The sequence below is a fragment of the Mesorhizobium sp. L103C105A0 genome, from assembly GCF_000502215.1.
Lineage (GTDB): Bacteria > Pseudomonadota > Alphaproteobacteria > Rhizobiales > Rhizobiaceae > Mesorhizobium.
On the sequence record NZ_AYXF01000021.1, the window covers coordinates 18,788 to 34,745 of the forward strand.

Here is a 15,958-nt window from a genome sequence, read left to right on the forward strand (position 1 = left end):
CGGCGCTCGCCGTCAATTGTGCGCTCGTCGGTAAAGCCGTCAGATCACGCGGCTTCAGCACGAGTTGACCGTCGAGGCTTGTGGCGAACCACCACGTCGACCTTGTAGTCGAGCCGGTCCAGACAGCGAACCAGCCTGTCTATTGAAAACTTACCCGTTCGCCCTGTGGCGATCGCGGAGACGTCGGGCTGTTTCATTCCGAGCAGTTCAGCCGACTTCGCCTGGGTCAGGCGCCGGCGCTTGATAATGGCGCGGATCTCGCGGGCCAGCTTGGCCTTGAGCAATTCCTCTTCGGGATTGTCAAAGCCGAGGTCCGCAAACACGTTGCCGCTGCTCACTTCGGCGGTGATGTCTTCCGTCATGACTTTGTTCCTTTCCCATAGTTTTCACGATAGTGCGCCTCGGCCGCCTTCAATCGTACTGTGACGAGATCGATTTCATGCTTGGGTGTCTCCCTGCCCCTCTTCGACTTCTTCTGGAAGCAATGAAGGACGTAGATCACGCCAGCGAAGCGGACGGTGTAGACGGCGCGGTAGGTATCTCCGTCGAAGTCGTCGACCACCTCGAGGATGCTGCGGCCACCAAACCCTTTCAGGGCTTTGACAGCCGGGTGCTCCTCACCATTCTGGGCGTCGTTGATTGCGACACCCATCAACCGGCGAACATCGACCGGAAACTCGCGCAGGTCATCCTTCGACGATCCCATCCATACCGTGAGCTTTTGGTTTTTCATTCGCCCTTTGCCTTATAGCATACAGACTATAATTTTCAACGAAAAGATCCTGACACCGCCTAGCCACTGAAAATAACTGATTCGGCTCAGACGGCTGCTTTTTCTAGAAGCTCATAAAGGCGTGGTCCTTCATGCAATCACGGATCTTCAATTGCGGATTTCGCGCCCAACATGGTTCCCATATCAGCGACCCTGCCCTGCGGCTGTCTAGCTCTTGTCTGCCAAACCCGACAGGTTGGCAACGCGAGTTCCATGACAACATATCGTTACAATACTCTGATATGCTTGACATATCGATGCTTGCAAAATCTCGGTCCGCGAGTCCGTTCAGCGCGCGGGCGTGCCGGGCTGGTGTGTGTCCAGACCGCCATCGATGTCCTCGGAGATCTCCTGCCGAAGCTTTGGACCTCTCGCCAGGCGCCGGCCGAGCGCGGTGACGAAGGCATCATAGCGCTCGCCAGCCTTGGAGTGGGCTGCCTGTGCCGCGGGCTCGGGCAACGCTGGTGTTGTCGCCAGCCAGAAGCGGACGAAAACAGCGAGCGTCTCCACGGCAATCGCGACATCGCGCTCCTGGCGCGTCATACGGCGGTCCAGCTGGTCAAGCCGCTTGGTGATCGCCGCCTCCTGCCGCTCGGCGGCATCGGGTGAGAGGAACGAGTCGATTGCCGCCTCCGCGACGAGCGACCGTGAAAAATCACGGCGCGCCGCATGTTCGGCCAGCCTGCTCATCACCTTCGGATCGAGATAGACGGACAGGCGTTGCTTGCGAGGTGGCTTTACCATGGGAGCCTCACATATCCACGCCGTCGCCGGGGTCGAGCGACGCCTGCCGCGCAACGCCTTGCATCAGGCGCGTCAGTCGACGGTTGCGGGCAACCTCGTCCTCCACGTCATCCAGGTGATCGATCTCGAATTCGTTCTCGGTCGAAGGCTTCACGACCTGCTCGACGCGACTGAGCTCGGGTTGCCGACGACGCTCGGAATCAGTTGTGTCGTCATCCGTGGCCAACGGCGCCGACATGGCTTCAGCAATCTGCGGACGAGAAGGCAGAGGTAGGTTCGTCCAGTCGTCCGGCCTCCCCTCCTCCGCCTCTGCCGCCGCCGTCAGCACAGGCGGCGGCAGGATACGTTCCCGGAAGCGAGCATCCTCATGATAGCGCGCCTTTTTGGCGCGGATCGGCGGAGCACCCGCGACCATGACGATCTCGTCGGTCACCGGCAGCTGCATGACTTCACCCGGCGTGAGCAGCGGGCGAGCCGTCTCGGAGCGGGAGACCATGAGATGACCGAGCCACGGAGACAGCCGGTGGCCGGCATAGTTCCTCATGGCCCTCATCTCGGTCGCTGTTCCCAGCGCGTCGGACACGCGCTTGGCGGTGCGCTCGTCATTGGTGGCAAAGCTTACCCGGACATGACAGTTGTCGAGGATCGAGTTGTTGGCGCCGTACGCCCTCTCGATCTGGTTGAGGGATTGAGCGATCAGGAAGCTTTTCAGCCCGTAGCCGGCCATGAAGGCGAGCGCCGATTCAAAAAAATCGAGGCGGCCAAGCGCCGGGAACTCGTCGAGCATCAGGAGCAGCCGGTGCCCTTTCGCCCTGACCTGCAGATCTTCAGTCAAGCGGCGGCCGATCTGATTGAGGATCAGGCGAATGAGCGGCTTGGTCCGATTGATGTCGGACGGCGGCACGACGAGGTAGAGTGTCGTCGGATGCTCGTCGTCGATAAGGTCGCTGATGCGCCAGTCGCAGCGGCGCGTGACCTCTGCCACGACAGGATCGCGATAGAGGCCAAGAAATGACATGGCGGTGGACAGCACGCCGGAGCGTTCGTTGTCTGATTTGTTCAAGAGCTCTCGCGCGGCGCTGGCGATGACCGGGTGCGGACCAGCCTGCCCCAGATGCGCGGTTTTCATCATCGCTGACAGCGTCGATTCGATCGGACGCTTCGGATCGGAAAGGAAACCGGCCACGCCGGCAAGCGTCTTGTCCGGCTCGGCGTAGAGGACATGCAAGATCGCGCCGACCAGCAGGGCGTGGCTGGTCTTCTCCCAATGGTTTCGCCTCTCGAGCGAGCCTTCGGGATCGACCAGGATGTCGGCGATGTTTTGAACGTCGCGGACTTCCCATTCGCCGCGACGCACCTCGAGCAGCGGGTTGTAGGATGAGGATTTGGGATTGGTGGGATCGAACAGCAGGACCCGCCCATGCATGGCGCGGAAGCCCGCGGTGAGTTGCCAGTTTTCGCCCTTGATATCGTGAACGACGGCGGAGCTCGGCCAGGTCAGCAGCGACGGGACGACCAGGCCGACACCCTTGCCCGAACGTGTGGGCGCAAAGCACAGCACATGCTCCGGTCCATCGTGGCGCAGATAGGCGCCGTCAAAGCGCCCAAGCACCACCCCATCGGAGCCGAGAAGGCCCGTTGCCTTGACCTCCTGCTTGTCGGCCCAGCGGGCGGAGCCGTAGGTCTCGACCTTCTTGGCCTCTCGAGCCCGCCAGACCGACATGCCGATGGCGACGGCGACGCAGGCGAAACCGCCGAAAGCCGCGATAAAGGCTCCCTCTACGAAGATCGACGGCGCGTAGGCATCGAAGCCATACCACCACCAGAAGAATGACGGCGGAAGGTAAAACGGAAAGCCCAGGATACGGAACCATGGCCTGCCGAGCTCGGGCTGGAAAGCCAGACGCCAGGCCACCCACTCCGTCGCGCCCCAGGTCGTGAAAATCACGATCGCGAAGACTGCGAGGATCTGGCCCCAGAGTATCTTGGTGGCGGACATAGAAGCGGTCCTTTCTTCCAAAGAGGTTAGAGACCGAGGCCCCGCTTGCGGGCGAAGCTCCAGTCGATGCCGTCGTCATCGCGAGCGATGCCTGAGACATGACGGCCAAGATGCTTTTCGAGAGACGGCGTCCAAGGCACCAGTTGAAACCCGAGCCCGTCATCGATCATGGCGAAGCGGCCGGAAGCGAGCGTGAAGCGCTGCCGGTAGGAACCGGTGACATATTCGCCGCCACGGGCGCGGTTGAAAGGCTGGCCGGTTTCGGCCGAGAGCTTTTCGCCGAGCGCTTCCAGTTCGCGGCGACGCAGCGTGTCGATCAGGTTGCGCGTGAGGCTTATGCGTTGGCCATGCCGCTCGCCGAGACCCTGTTGGACGAGGTGGTCGGCACGGCGCTCCATTGCCTGCCGTACCTCGGCGCCGAACCCGCCGTCCGACAGCGCAATCGGTTCGCGGGCGATATTCTGACGGTCGAGCCAGGTGGCGCCGGCGGCGGTAACCTGCCGCTCAATATCGAGATCGGAACGGACAGCAAGTGCTGCGCGCGGATGTCCCTGCGCGTCATTGAACTTGCGCAGCTCGACGATGGAACCCGGAGCGCTGTCGCCAGCGGCGTCAAGATCGGACAGCTTGATGTGATGGGTGCGGCCGTCGGTGCCATCGACCACGGCGTAGGCGCTGCCCTTCAACTCGTCATCGAGACCGCGGTCGACCAGCCGACCGACGATTGGCGTGTCTAGGCGCTCCGCTGCCAGCACATAGTTCGCCGCGCCGCGCTCGATGCCCTGTTCTGTCAGGGCGCGGTGCATCCGCTTGATGATGTCACCGCGTTCGCCAAGCTCGCGCAGAGTCGCCTCGGCCTTGTGGTCGATGATCCACTGGCCCGGCCCGACCTGTTCGGCAAGGCCGAGGGTTTCGAGCTTGCGCACCCGCCCGACCTTCAGCACGTAATACTCATCGGGCTGGGCGTTCGCGGTGGAGGCAAGGTCGATGACGCCTGTGTCGCGGCCGTCGCGAACAAGCTGGCGGTCAAGCTGGGTCCAGCGTTCGGCTTCGACCTGGCGCTGCAGATTGCGATGGATGTCGAGATCTGTGCGCGGGCCGAGTTCCTGGGTAACGAGATCGGCGGCGCGGGCGCGCATCCCCTCCTTGATGTAATCGCGCGAGATGACGAGATCCTGCCCGTCATCAGTACGGCCGCGCAGGATGATGTGAAGGTGCGGGTTGTCGGTGTTCCAGTGATCGACGCCGGCCCAATCGAGCTTCGTGCCGAGGTCCTTTTCCATCTGGCCCATCAGATCGCGGGCGAAGGCTTTGAGATCCGCCATGTCGACGGCATCCTCCGGCGAGACGATGAAGCGGAAGTGGTGGCGATCATCGCTGCACCGCTCGGCGAAAGCACCGCCATCCACCTCCCCGGTCTCCGGCCCGAATAGCTTTGCCTTCTCCCCGTCACGGGTGACGCCCTCGCGGCGCAGATAGGTGAGATGGGCGGCAAGCGGGGCGGCGCGCGCGTGATGGCGCACCAGCCGTGTCTTGATGATCACGGTGCGCGAGCGGCCGCTGAGGAGACGATTGGCGCGCACGCTTGCCGAGCGGCCACGCCCGAAGGTCGAGCGATTGCCCGGACTGAGCCGGCCCGAGCGAGAGATACGAGCGCCGGCCTTCTGGGCGGCGGCAAGCGCTTGCGCGATGAAGGGCCTGGCGCGCTGGGCACTGGGCGAGCGGATACGGCCGGGCCGGATCCGGAAACCATCCTCGCTGGTCATGACGGAGGCCCCGCACATCGCATCAAGGCACGGAAATCACAGGGAAAACGGCGGGCCGGCGCGGTGCGCCAGATACTCGCACCTCGCGGAAATGCTGCATAACCTCTTGAAACAACACGACCGACCGATGCCGCACCTCGCGGCTTTTTATCTCGCCATCTTCCGGTTGTTCTGCCCACCTTCCGCCTCCATCCACGCCACGGTGCGCTGGAGCTTGCGGTTGCGCGAAAACGCCCATACGCGCTCATGGCTGGATCCCTTCGCCCGCTCGCGCCACGAAGAGGCCCTCGGACAGCGGCACGATGGCGGAGACATCGCGCACAGTGGGTGCAGAGTTCACGTCATTTGGTGGTCGCTCGGTCGGCACGAGAGCGACAGCTTGTATGCGATCCGGCTGACCTACGAAGGGCGAACCGTGCTTCCAGGGAATGGCCTCGACAGACGTGACGGCGAAAGGGCGGGTGGTTTCGCGACCTCCGGCAAGCGGGGCAAGTGCTGCGACATAGGCGCGAGTCTCGGCCGGTAGCGGACGCCCAGTGAGGCAGGCTTGGTAGCGTGCAGGTCCCGCGTTGTAGGCGGCCAGAAACCCCGGCGAGCCGAAGCGGTCGTACAGTTCGCGCAGATACGCCGTTCCAGCCAGGATGTTGTCGCGGGGATCGAATGGATCGCGGCCAAGCGACCAGCGTGCGCGCAGATAATCCCATGTACCGGGCATGATCTGCATCAAGCCGCGGGCGCCTGCGCTGGAGACGGCGCGCACATCGCCCGCACTCTCCTTGCGCATGATGGCGCGTATCAACGCGGTCGGAACGCCGAAGCGGTGCGAGGCTTCTGCGATATACGCGCCGAACGGGTCACGCTGCGACAATCGCGCGATGGCCAAGTCCTGCGCTACCGCCGCCGCCGGCATGACGGCGACGGACAGGCCGCAAAGGAGGAGCAGAGCCATGCGCCGGGCAGCGCGAAGCGGCCCGGGCGCACCGCGATGGCTCGTCGACGGACGGCGAGCGCGCATTGTTCAATCCTTCTCCCTGCGGTCGCGCGGGCGCGCCCAGTGCAGCGACCAGGAGGTCTTGTCGTCGCCATTGCGAAAGAGGTTCGCGCGTATCGGCTGCGCGAAGGTCGGGTCGTCGAGCTGGATCGAGACATAGTCTCCGGCTTTTTCGCTGGAGCGTTTCCAGCCGGCACCAATCTCGGGGCCGTCCTCGTTACCGGCGTGAATGCGGTAGTCAGGCGCATTCTCCGTTTCGCTCGCCTCTGCCGCCACAATGGCGATATCCAGGTTGAGACTGAGCGTGTGGACGCGGCCGCTATAGCCAGTCTTCTGGCGCGTGAATTCTCCGATCTGTTGCATGTCAGGCTCCTGTTTTCAGTGGTGCGGTGATGAAGGCTGGCGGCACGAAGCGCGCCGCCGGTCGCGCGCTCACCGCGTTGGCGCGCGCCATTCGAAGAGTCCGTTGCCGTCCTCGTCTGTCCACAGCGGGACGGCGCGGCCGATGATCTGCTTGGTGGAGAGGAGGCCGAAGTAACGTCCGTCGAGGCTGTCGCGGACCTGCCAGTTCATCAGGAAGACTTCCCCGGTCGGGATGCGGCGGCAGCCCTGCCAGACCGGCAGGTCGCGGCCGGCCCGATCACGCTCGAGCGCCGCGCCCGCCTCGATACCGTCGACAGTGATGGTGAGCTTCGAGCGACATACTCGTTGCCCGGAAACGCCAAGGATGTGCTTCAAGAGTGGCACGCCCTTCGGCAGATAGCCGCGATCGGCGAGGAACGCCGCGAGCGGCTCGGGGGCGTCGACGGCCACAAGATCGGTGACCTCGAACGGTCCGTGGAAGTCGATCGTGTAGAAGCCGATCGGTGCGCTACCTGACGCATTCCAGATGAGCTTCGTGGGCATCAAAGTGAGGCCGGGATAGCCGATGCCCATGGTTGCGAGAACGCTAGCGAGGATGATACCGGCGCGCGTCACGGCTCGGTCCTCTTGCGCAGCAGGAAGGCGCGATGTTGGTCGAGCGTGTAGCTGCGCGGCGTGTGGCCGGCGGTTATCCGGTTGTGGATGTGCCGCCAATGATCGGGCGATACCAACTCAGGCTCGATGTCGAGGCGCTGGATGGCGTCGATCGCCTGCAGCACGCGTTCGACCTTGGGCCAGCTCTCGACCTTCAGCAGGATGTCGCCGCCCGGGCGCACGAAGGGCAGTGTCTGATAGGCTTCGCCAGACGCGACCGCACGCACGATGTCGATGCGTGAGATGATCGTTCCAAAATCGTTCGCGGCCCAGCGCACGAAGGCGAAGACCGCGCCGGGGCGAAAGGACAGGATGCGCCGGCGACGATCAACAATCTGTTCCTGGGCGTGCGTGCCGAACCGTATCCAGTTCTCGATCCTCTTCTCGACCCAGGTCAGTTCGACATGGATGAGATTGTCGGTAGCATGGTGCGTGGCCGGGAACGCGCCGCGCATGCGGGGAGCCGCAATGCCAATCATTTCGGTTCTCCTGATGCGGGGGGAAATTCGCACGCGAGCCTCGCGCGCAGCGTGTTGGGGACGATGACGCCGTCCCGGAAAGCGGCGATGCGTGCGCGCTCCTGAGTCGTCATGTCGGTGGTCGGGCGCACGACGAAGGTCGCGAACTGATTTCCCTTGCAGGTCAATTCATCGGCGAGAAGCAGCGTCAAAGTTGCCTTGCCGACACGAATCTCTTGATTGAGGAGTGCGGCGATCATCGGGCGGCTCCCGAGCGCGGATCAAGAGGCGGATTCGGGGCTTCGGAGACGCTGGTTGCCGTGTTGCGACCGCCAGAAACCGTCGACGTGTTCGGAGTCTTGTTGGTGGTTACGCTGAGTGCGTGGCTGGGTCGCCGGACGAGCCTCTGCACATCGCGCGTACGCACTTCAAGGTTAGATTCTGGGTTAGAGTCTAAGTTAAGGGCGCGATTTCGGCTTTGCTTTCCAAGGGTTAGGCCCGGTTTGGGTTCCTGATAGCACGAGCCTGCGGTTCCCGATGGCACGATAGGTCCGGTTCCCGATAGCACGATGCCGTCCACAGGCTTTCCACAGGAGGCGATCCGCTCGAAAGCGAGCAGCGTCCGGCCGCCCATCTCCACTTCGAGGAAGAGCGTGTAGCCGGGCAGCGGCTGGCGGCGGATGATGTCGCGCAGATCGAAGGCAAAGCGCTTGTGGGGCGACAGGCTGCCGGATTTCTGGTGAAGGTGACGGAAGTCGAAGCGCCAGCCATGGGGCTGGCGTCCGCCATGCTTGCGCACCAGCCGATAGAGCCAGCGCTCCAGCCCGCCAGTCAGGTCGAAATAGGCGCGATCGATCGTCAGCACGAGCGCGTCATCGAGGACTGCCTGGTAGAACCAGTCGGGGACGATCAACTCGATCCCCGCGGGTTTGCCATGGCGATCGATGCGCTCCTGCCACTCATTGATCCATGAGAAGCGGTGACGCCGGCCTTCGGCGGGCTGACGAATCGTCGTCGAGACGGTGGTCGACTGCAGCCGGTCAAGCCCCGCCTTCAGGCGCTGATAGTCGCGCAGGCTCTTGCCGCGGCCGACGAAGGTCAGAATCTCATAGGGCGTGGCGGCCATCAGGCGCGAGGTGCGAAGGCCGGCGTCGCGCGCCTCGACGATCTGGCTCGCGGCCCAGATCAGGATGTCGGCGTCCCAGATGGTCGCCATGCCATGATCGGGTACGGCTTCGACCCGGATCGTGACGTTGCCGGCCGTGAAGTCGATTGGCGCGACGCGATGGGTCTTGGAGAGGGAGAAGAACGGATAGGCCATGAGATCCTGCGCATCTCGCGGGGCGAAGTCGCCAGGCAGCGCCCTGAACAGGTCGAGCTGCCCGCGCTCCGAAAGGGATTGGTTTCGCGCCGCCATTTGGAAATCCGCGCGCGGTCAGCGTGCGTATCGTCCGCCGTGCGTCGGCGGCATCGGCGTGTGACGCTTGGCCGGCAGGACCGACCCACGCGGATCGGATGTAGAGGTGACAGCGCCGCGTTCGGCCCAAGCTTGAAGATCGTCGACGGCATAGACGACACGACCGCCGAGCTTGCGGTAGGAAGGACCAGTGCCATAGGTCCGGTGCTTTTCGAGCGTGCGGGCGGACAGGCTGAGGAAATCCGCAGCTTCCTTGGTGCGCAGGAAGCGCGGCGGCAAAACGGCGATATCGGGTCGCATGGGTCGAACCTCCGTGGGTTTTTGGGCGGCCGCTGGCGTTCAGCGGTGGACGGAGACCACGGTGGCGGAGAGTAAGCTTCGTCAGGGATGGGGAAATTGAGGGGGGCTAAAACTCCACCCCTTTTGCGCGGCCAGACCCCGCTAGGATCGGCGGCGATGACGCAGGATTTGCAAATAGCCGCCGCCGATCATGGCGGTGGCGCCTTCAACGAGACCGATCACCGCATCGCGCAGCGCGGAGGTTTTCCAAGGATCGGCGGCGACGCGCTTAGACCCGTAAAGGGCGACGCCAATGTCGCGGTAGCTCGCGCCGTTGGCACGGGCGTCTGCGGCCTGCATCATCAGACGAAACCGGCGGCGCTGCTGTACTGTCATACGGGTGTCCGAAGGTGTGGGGCGCCCCTGCAAGGAGCGCCAGAAACGGGTGAGTGCTTCGATCCGTCCCAACGTTTCTGCATCCAATGGGATCAGCGCCGCCAGGTGGCCGTGCGGGTCACTGCCGGGCAGAAGGAGAAGTTGGGTCGCGACACCTGCACTGTGGACAGTGTGACGTCCTTCCGGGCTGTCATGGAGCACGCCCAGGGCGGTCAACGGCGCCGATCGCAAGGAAGACAGGAATTCCGGCGCCGGCACGAGAGAAACCACAGCTGGATCGACGTCGGGCGACCACAGAATGTCTTGCACCAAGGCGGACAAATCCGGCCTGGCCGGGAAATCGTAACCCCCACAGCCGCTGTGCCTCAGGGTGGAAGGGTGCCTTTTCGGCTCTTGTGGTCAGGAGCGCTTGGTAGTGCCGTTGATAGGGTTCGTGACGCCGCAGACACTCCCAGGCGAGCCCCTCGATGGGCAACGTATCGAAATAATCATAGCTGTCATTGTCTCGCCAATGCGACGTATCCGGCCTCATCCAAAGAGCTCCTCGCAAACAACGCATAGACCCCGCCTGCAAACGATTCCGGGTTGTAGCGATTGGCGGAAGACCCTCGCCGGGCATCGGGTGATGCCGTTCCGGCATCACCCGGGAACCGCAGGCGCTGTGGTGCTAGTTGCCGGGCCGACGCAAGAGATGACGGTAGCCTGCACGCGCCATCCAGCGCGCTCGCGCCAGATGGCTGTCATGGATGCGCCGGGCGCGTTGCGGCTCCTTCGTCAGATCAATGCCGAAGAGAATTTCGACCACCTCGCGCCAGTCCGCGCCGTCATCGGCGGCGTCAAGCAGGCGCATATAGAGCTTGACGTGTTCCCGATCGTATTCGGTGAGTTCGTCACTGGTCGGCGCGGTTTCGTCAAACGGCTCGATCATCGCTTGCCTCGTCTTCCCAGAGTGAAAGCCTGCATTTTACAGAACAATTCTGCCAACGGAGGCCGGTTGATCAGCATCAGGCGATGCGGGTTCGGCATCGCTCTCGGCTTGAGTGAACCGAACCGGACCGTCCGCGGAAGAGGCCCCGGCCTTCCGGCCGGGGCATGCGCGGGTCCTCAGTCGCTCCGCCGCGCGTTCGGGCGGGACCAGATGAGCGAGAAACCCTCACCTTCCTCGTCGTCGAAGAGGTTGGCGTAGATCGGGGCGTTGAAGCTCGGATCGTCGAGCTTGAGGCCCAGGTAGTCGCGGCCCTCGTTGGAGGTCTTCGACCATGCGGCGCCGATCTCGGCGCGGCCGACCAGCACCCGGTGGCTGGGAGCGTTCTCGCCAGTGGCGCGAGTGTCTGGGACGATGCGCACGTTCTTGGCCTGGACGCTGAGGGTGACGATTTCACCGGTGAATTCGTTCGAGGCGGACTTCTTGAAGGTGCCGATGGTAGCCATTGTAAGTCTCCGTTTTCTGTTCCCGAGCCCGCACCATGCGGCCTCGATGGCGATCACTTGGCCGGAGGCGACGGACGACGCATCGCTTGCGACCGGAGCAAAGCGGAGGACGGCGCAAGAACGGCTTTCTTGTCTCGCGAGGAATGGCGGCGCTCGGGGTCCCCATGCGCGTGCGGCATGGGGTGGGAGCCGGCAGGGGAAGAAAGTCGGGACGCGCCGTTGCGGCCCAGGCGGTCGAGGCTTCAGCCGTCCTTCGGCCAGATCAGCCCATTGAAGACGCCGTTGGAGCGCTCTTGGGACAGATTGGCACGGAGACGTTGGCGCGCAACGCGCCTCGGGCAGATCGCTACAGGCTTCACCGCATCGCCCTCGCATTCCAGGCACAGATTCCGCGCACCTGCAACGCCGCCGCCACCGCCCGCTGCCGTCCTGCCACCGACTGGTCGGTCTGCCATGGGCATCGACTGAAGAAAGTCCAAGGCCATAGACGAGGCCGCGCCGGCACGTGGCCGTTGCTCGATTCTGGCCTGGAACCCGATTGCTCCAGCCACCGATAATGAGGTGGCTAGGCCTTCCTCGGTCTGGTCCATCCGCCTCGTCCGCGCGGGTCTAGGCGCGAACCACGTTCCTGCCGGATCAGTCGGCGGCTGTCATGCCCACCACCCGGAAATATGCCGTGACGCCGACGACGGCGGTCGCGCCAATGACGGAAAAGACGATCTGCCAGGTTTCCGAAGTCATTATGTGCTTCGCGATGCCATGGGAGGCATGGCAGCCGGTAACGATCGCAGGCGCGATGAAGACCAGAGTGATCGCCACCTTGGCCCACATGGGGCTGACAACGCCGAGGAGGATTGGCCGACGCCGAGCGTCAACCCGGCTGCGAGGCTTCCGACGAGGATCGCGTCAAGCCAGCCGGCACAGCAATATCAATGGTTTAGCGCCAAACTTGCTCCGGTCAGTTCTGCGGTTCGCTATCTCTGATCAGCGGCGCAGGCCAATACGCAGTCGGGATAGCCACTCCGGACATTCGCGCGCAGCGGCCGGCGCCCGATCGCTATCTTCTAATCGACGGACAGGTGGCCGCGTTCTGGGCATAGGCCTCGAAAGCGACCCGGGGATTAAAGCGGTGCCGACACTGTTCCGAAAACCGCCGGAACGTCTAATATGCCCAGATGCAGGGGACACGCATCGCTTTTGGTCCGTTCGTACTCGATCCCGACATCGGGACGCTCCTGAAAGAGCAGATCCCGATCGTTGTTGGGCATCGTGGGCTGACGCTGCTTGCTGCGCTTACGGCCCGGCCCGGCGAGATCCTGACCAAGGCCGAACTGATGGACGCTGCCTGGCCGGGAACCGCCGTTGAGGAAGGCAACCTTACGGTCCAAATAGCGACACTGAGAAAGGCACTCGGTCCGGCTGACAACGGCGGCGAGTGGATCGCCACGGTGCCTCGCGTCGGCTACCGCTTCACCGGGACTGTCGAGCCGGTGGCGAGCGCATCCCGCAGACCGATACCAGGGTCCGGCAAGCCGTCGATTGCGGTCCTGCCTTTTGCCAATTTGAGCGGCGATCAGGACCAGCAGTATCTCAGCGATGGCATAACCGAGGACATAATTACGGAGCTGGCCAGGTTCCGCTCCCTCCTTGTCATCGCGCGGAATTCATCTTTTCAGTTTCGCTATCCGGCATTGGACATTGCCGAAGTCCATCGCAAACTCGGAGTTCGCTACCTCGTCGAAGGCAGCATACGAAAGCTCGGTGATCGCATTCGGATCACCACACAGTTGATTGACGCTACCACCGGTACCCACCTGTGGGCCCAACGGTACGACAGGGCCCTCGACGACATCTTCGCGTTGCAAGACGAGGTTGCGGCTCTCATCGCCTCGATGGTCGAAGGCCAAGCGGAGGCCGATTCGACGAGCAGGACCAGACGCAAGCCTCCGGCCGATTGGGATGCATACGACTGCTACCTGCAGGGGCGCGCACAGTTCTACCGGTATGAACTGGACATGGCCGAGCCCCTATTCGTCCGGTGTGTCGAGCTCGATGCAATGTTCGCTCAAGGCCACGCCTTCCTCGCGCAGGCGCTCGTCGGCAGATTTTGGTACGACAACGATCCGCGGACGCTACAGAACGCCTGGGACTCGGCACGAACGGCGCTCGCTCTCGACAGGAGCGATGGCGTCTGTCACCAGAGCATGGGCCTGGTGCTTACGCACATGCGCCAGCACAGCGACGCGGGAGTGCATTTCGAGCAAGCGCGCTCATTAAACCCGTTGGACGTGAACATAGCGGGGGACTACGCAAGCTGGCTCAACTACGGCGGCCGGGCCGAGAGCGCGCTGAACGTGCTTGAATCTGCGCTGCTGCGCGACCCGTTACCTCCAATATGGTTCTGGGAGGTGAAGGGCAGCTCCCTCTTCCTGCTAAGAAGGTACTCGGAGGCCGTCGGTTCGTATCAGAAGGCCGGCGACCAATTCTTCATTCATGCCTTTCTCGCAGCGGCGTACGCTCATTTGGGCGAGACGCAGAAGGCGCGTGCTGAAGTTCAGGAAGCACTGATGAGGAAACACGATCTGACTATCCGGCTGATTTCACGTCTCCCGTTCGCCCACCAAGTCGACCTCGAGCTTTTCACGTCAGGCTTCAGAAAGGCCGGTTTTCCCGCGTGAACGCACCTTCGGCGCGCGCCGGTCAGGCCCGACAGCCGAATGCACCCCAACAGGTCATCGAACCCCCTTAACCGAGATCGAAGTCGAGGGCGTCGGCACGCATCGGCTTCCCGCGCGTCTCGTCTTCTGGACTCTTCGTTGAAACAGTCGCATCCTCTCTGCGGGGATGAGGGCGTGGACAAATACCGATACGACAATCGATCTGATCGCTGGCGAAAGCGAACCGGTGCCAAGCATAGCCGTGCGCACCGATGGGCGAATGTGCCGCGGCGCCTGATTTTGGTGACTGCGGTAGCGGCTGGCGCTCTGGTCGCGCAAACCGCCATCCAGCACAGTGAAAGTTTGCCAGAGATCAATGCATCGAATTGGTTCGGCTCGAAGCCGGCGCCGATCGCCGGTGTCGCGTCTGTGATCGACGGCGACACGATCGAGATCCACGGACAGCGCATCCGCTTCAACGGCATCGATGCGCCCGAGAGTAAGCAATATTGCGAAGACGCTAAGGGCTTCGAATACGCCTGCGGGCGCCATGCTGCCCAAGCCTTGGACGAGTTCCTCGCTGCATCGCGTCCGTTGCATTGCAGCTTTGTTAACCGAGACCGGTACGGCCGGCTTGTTGGGGATTGCGATCGCGCCGACGGTCGCAACGTCCAGAGCTGGCTTGTCGAGCGGGGCTTGGCACTAGATTGGCCGCACTACAGCCACGGAGCCTACGCAAGACAGCAGGCGAAGGCCCAGGCGGCGAAGGTCGGTCTGTGGGCTGGAGCGTTTCAGGCGCCATGGGATTGGCGCGCAGAGCATGCGAATGGCACCACCAGGCCGTCAGCAAAACAACCACTCCGGCATCATGCGTAATGGGCAGGTGGCGCAGAGCTATTCTTGTCAGCCACGGCGAACCTGTCCCCAGATCAGCTCATGCAACGAGGCGAACTGGTATTTGGCCAACTGCTCTTGGGGCGGCAAGCTCGACCGCGACAAGGACGGCATTCCTTGCGAGAGCCTTTGCTAAGTCCGCAGTGAGAGGGGACATGGGATGATCGTCGTCGACTTTGCCCTTTTTGCCTCCACAGCGCACATCAAGGGGAACTCTGTGGTCGCCCAGAGCCTTCCGCAAGGCTACTGGCGAAGGCAATCAATCGGTCACCGCCGCCAAGATACGCGGCGTCTGGCGCCGCAGCGACGAGTATAGGAGAATTCCGACCTTGGCCCGCTCAGCGTGCCTGAACTCCTGCGCAACTGAGGCAGAGCGATGTGCGGACGTTACACCAAATATCTGTCGTGGTCGGAAATCCACCGGCTCTACCGCCTGACTGCGCCGGCGGAGACGGGCCGCAACGACGAGCCCCGGTACAACATCGCGCCGACTCAGGATGTCCCATTCGTCACTGCCGGTGAAGATGGCAATCACAGGCTCCGTGAAGGGCGCTGGTGGCTGGTCCCTTTCTGGGCAAAGGAAATGCCCAAGGCGGCTATGTTCAATGCGAGGATTGAGGGCATCGATACAGCGCCCGCCTTCCGCGACGCCTACAAGTCCAAGCGCTGCCTGATCCCTGCCGATGGCTTCTACGAGTGGACGATATCGCCTGCCGACGGCAAGAAAGACCCTTGGCACATCTACCAGCCAGGCCACGCGCCTTTCTCGTTCGCCGGGCTTTGGGCTTACAATTCCAATCTCGACATAACCAGCTGCACCATCATCACCGAGCCTGCCGCAGAACCGATGAAAGATCGGAAGAGCACACGTCTGAACTCCNCCTTTCTCGTTCGCCGGGCTTTGGGCTTACAATTCCAATCTCGACATAACCAGCTGCACCATCATCACCGAGCCTGCCGCAGAACCGATGAAGCAGTTGCATGATCGGCAGCCTCTCATTCTCGACCCGGCCTACTATGACGCCTGGCTGGACCCGGCGACGCCCAAGGACAGCCTCAAGGACGTTCTCAGCCACGACATCGACGGTCAGCTGCAGTTCAACCGCGTTGGACGTGAGGTGAACACGAGCGCCGTCA

General features: G+C 63.0%; 19 protein-coding genes and 1 pseudogene. 3 read left to right on the forward strand and 17 right to left on the reverse strand.

Annotation, left to right across the window (positions count from 1 at the left end; all coding sequences use genetic code 11):
* Window positions 1–44: 44 nt before the first annotated feature.
* The 17 genes and pseudogenes from X727_RS136400 to X727_RS01000000165250 all read right to left on the reverse strand — a co-directional run.
* Window positions 45–362, reverse strand: a complete 318-nt coding sequence (locus tag X727_RS136400; RefSeq protein ID WP_006338687.1) for a helix-turn-helix transcriptional regulator — start codon at window positions 360–362, stop codon at window positions 45–47.
* Window positions 359–733, reverse strand: coding sequence for a type II toxin-antitoxin system RelE/ParE family toxin (locus X727_RS136395; RefSeq protein WP_023673518.1), 375 nt, complete (start codon window positions 731–733; stop codon window positions 359–361). The genes X727_RS136400 and X727_RS136395 overlap by 4 nt, the downstream gene beginning before the upstream one ends.
* A gap of 327 nt (window positions 734–1,060) precedes the next feature.
* Window positions 1,061–1,516 carry a ribbon-helix-helix protein, CopG family gene (locus tag X727_RS136390; RefSeq protein WP_023835370.1) on the reverse strand — a complete coding sequence of 152 codons (456 nt, stop codon included), beginning with the start codon at window positions 1,514–1,516 and terminating at the stop codon, window positions 1,061–1,063.
* A gap of 7 nt (window positions 1,517–1,523) precedes the next feature.
* A complete protein-coding gene (locus X727_RS136385; protein ID WP_023835371.1) occupies window positions 1,524–3,515 on the reverse strand; it encodes a conjugal transfer protein TraG in 1,992 nt (663 codons plus the stop codon).
* 26 nt (window positions 3,516–3,541) lie between these two features.
* On the reverse strand, window positions 3,542–5,281 hold the full coding sequence (locus X727_RS136380) for a VirD2 family relaxase/mobilization nuclease (RefSeq protein ID WP_023835372.1): 1,740 nt from the start codon (window positions 5,279–5,281) through the stop codon (window positions 3,542–3,544).
* A gap of 244 nt (window positions 5,282–5,525) precedes the next feature.
* The gene (locus X727_RS136375; RefSeq protein WP_023835373.1) at window positions 5,526–6,296 is read right to left on the reverse strand and encodes a lytic transglycosylase domain-containing protein; all 771 of its coding nucleotides are present in this window, start codon (window positions 6,294–6,296) and stop codon (window positions 5,526–5,528) included.
* Window positions 6,297–6,299: 3 nt separating this feature from the next.
* Window positions 6,300–6,635 (reverse strand): DUF736 domain-containing protein, encoded by a 336-nt coding sequence (locus tag X727_RS136370; protein ID WP_023835374.1) that lies wholly within the window; start codon window positions 6,633–6,635, stop codon window positions 6,300–6,302.
* Window positions 6,636–6,704: 69 nt separating this feature from the next.
* Window positions 6,705–7,250, reverse strand: coding sequence for a S26 family signal peptidase (locus X727_RS136365; protein WP_023835375.1), 546 nt, complete (start codon window positions 7,248–7,250; stop codon window positions 6,705–6,707).
* Window positions 7,247–7,768 carry a DUF2840 domain-containing protein gene (locus tag X727_RS136360; RefSeq protein ID WP_023835376.1) on the reverse strand — a complete coding sequence of 174 codons (522 nt, stop codon included), beginning with the start codon at window positions 7,766–7,768 and terminating at the stop codon, window positions 7,247–7,249. Before X727_RS136360 ends, X727_RS136365 begins: the two co-directional genes overlap by 4 nt.
* Window positions 7,765–8,007, reverse strand: a complete 243-nt coding sequence (locus X727_RS136355; RefSeq protein WP_023835377.1) for a hypothetical protein — start codon at window positions 8,005–8,007, stop codon at window positions 7,765–7,767. Before X727_RS136355 ends, X727_RS136360 begins: the two co-directional genes overlap by 4 nt.
* Window positions 8,004–9,164 carry a replication initiator protein A gene (locus X727_RS136350; RefSeq protein ID WP_023835378.1) on the reverse strand — a complete coding sequence of 387 codons (1,161 nt, stop codon included), beginning with the start codon at window positions 9,162–9,164 and terminating at the stop codon, window positions 8,004–8,006. Before X727_RS136350 ends, X727_RS136355 begins: the two co-directional genes overlap by 4 nt.
* A gap of 18 nt (window positions 9,165–9,182) precedes the next feature.
* On the reverse strand, window positions 9,183–9,464 hold the full coding sequence (locus X727_RS136345) for a helix-turn-helix domain-containing protein (RefSeq protein ID WP_023835379.1): 282 nt from the start codon (window positions 9,462–9,464) through the stop codon (window positions 9,183–9,185).
* 141 nt (window positions 9,465–9,605) lie between these two features.
* Entirely contained in the window at window positions 9,606–10,148 is a 543-nt protein-coding gene (locus X727_RS1000000167330; protein ID WP_245274236.1) for a DUF2285 domain-containing protein, read from the reverse strand.
* The gene (locus X727_RS1000000169300) at window positions 10,030–10,479 is read right to left on the reverse strand and encodes a DUF6499 domain-containing protein (RefSeq protein WP_348524537.1); all 450 of its coding nucleotides are present in this window, start codon (window positions 10,477–10,479) and stop codon (window positions 10,030–10,032) included. Before X727_RS1000000169300 ends, X727_RS1000000167330 begins: the two co-directional genes overlap by 119 nt.
* Window positions 10,480–10,506: 27 nt before the next feature.
* Window positions 10,507–10,767 carry a DUF2285 domain-containing protein gene (locus X727_RS136335; protein WP_023715497.1) on the reverse strand — a complete coding sequence of 87 codons (261 nt, stop codon included), beginning with the start codon at window positions 10,765–10,767 and terminating at the stop codon, window positions 10,507–10,509.
* Window positions 10,768–10,943: 176 nt separating this feature from the next.
* Window positions 10,944–11,270, reverse strand: coding sequence for a DUF736 domain-containing protein (locus X727_RS136330; RefSeq protein WP_023816712.1), 327 nt, complete (start codon window positions 11,268–11,270; stop codon window positions 10,944–10,946).
* A 636-nt stretch (window positions 11,271–11,906) separates the two neighbouring features.
* Window positions 11,907–12,190: pseudogene (locus X727_RS01000000165250) on the reverse strand (hypothetical protein); the annotation flags it as partial.
* A gap of 255 nt (window positions 12,191–12,445) precedes the next feature.
* Between X727_RS01000000165250 and X727_RS136320 the strand changes: the two are divergent.
* The 3 genes from X727_RS136320 to X727_RS1000000169685 all read left to right on the forward strand — a co-directional run.
* Window positions 12,446–13,948 carry a winged helix-turn-helix domain-containing protein gene (locus X727_RS136320; protein WP_023723956.1) on the forward strand — a complete coding sequence of 501 codons (1,503 nt, stop codon included), beginning with the start codon at window positions 12,446–12,448 and terminating at the stop codon, window positions 13,946–13,948.
* 174 nt (window positions 13,949–14,122) lie between these two features.
* Entirely contained in the window at window positions 14,123–14,803 is a 681-nt protein-coding gene (locus X727_RS1000000167340; protein WP_280806449.1) for a thermonuclease family protein, read from the forward strand.
* A 959-nt stretch (window positions 14,804–15,762) separates the two neighbouring features.
* On the forward strand, window positions 15,763–15,958 hold a 196-nt coding region (locus tag X727_RS1000000169685; protein WP_280806450.1), incomplete at its 3' end, for an SOS response-associated peptidase family protein.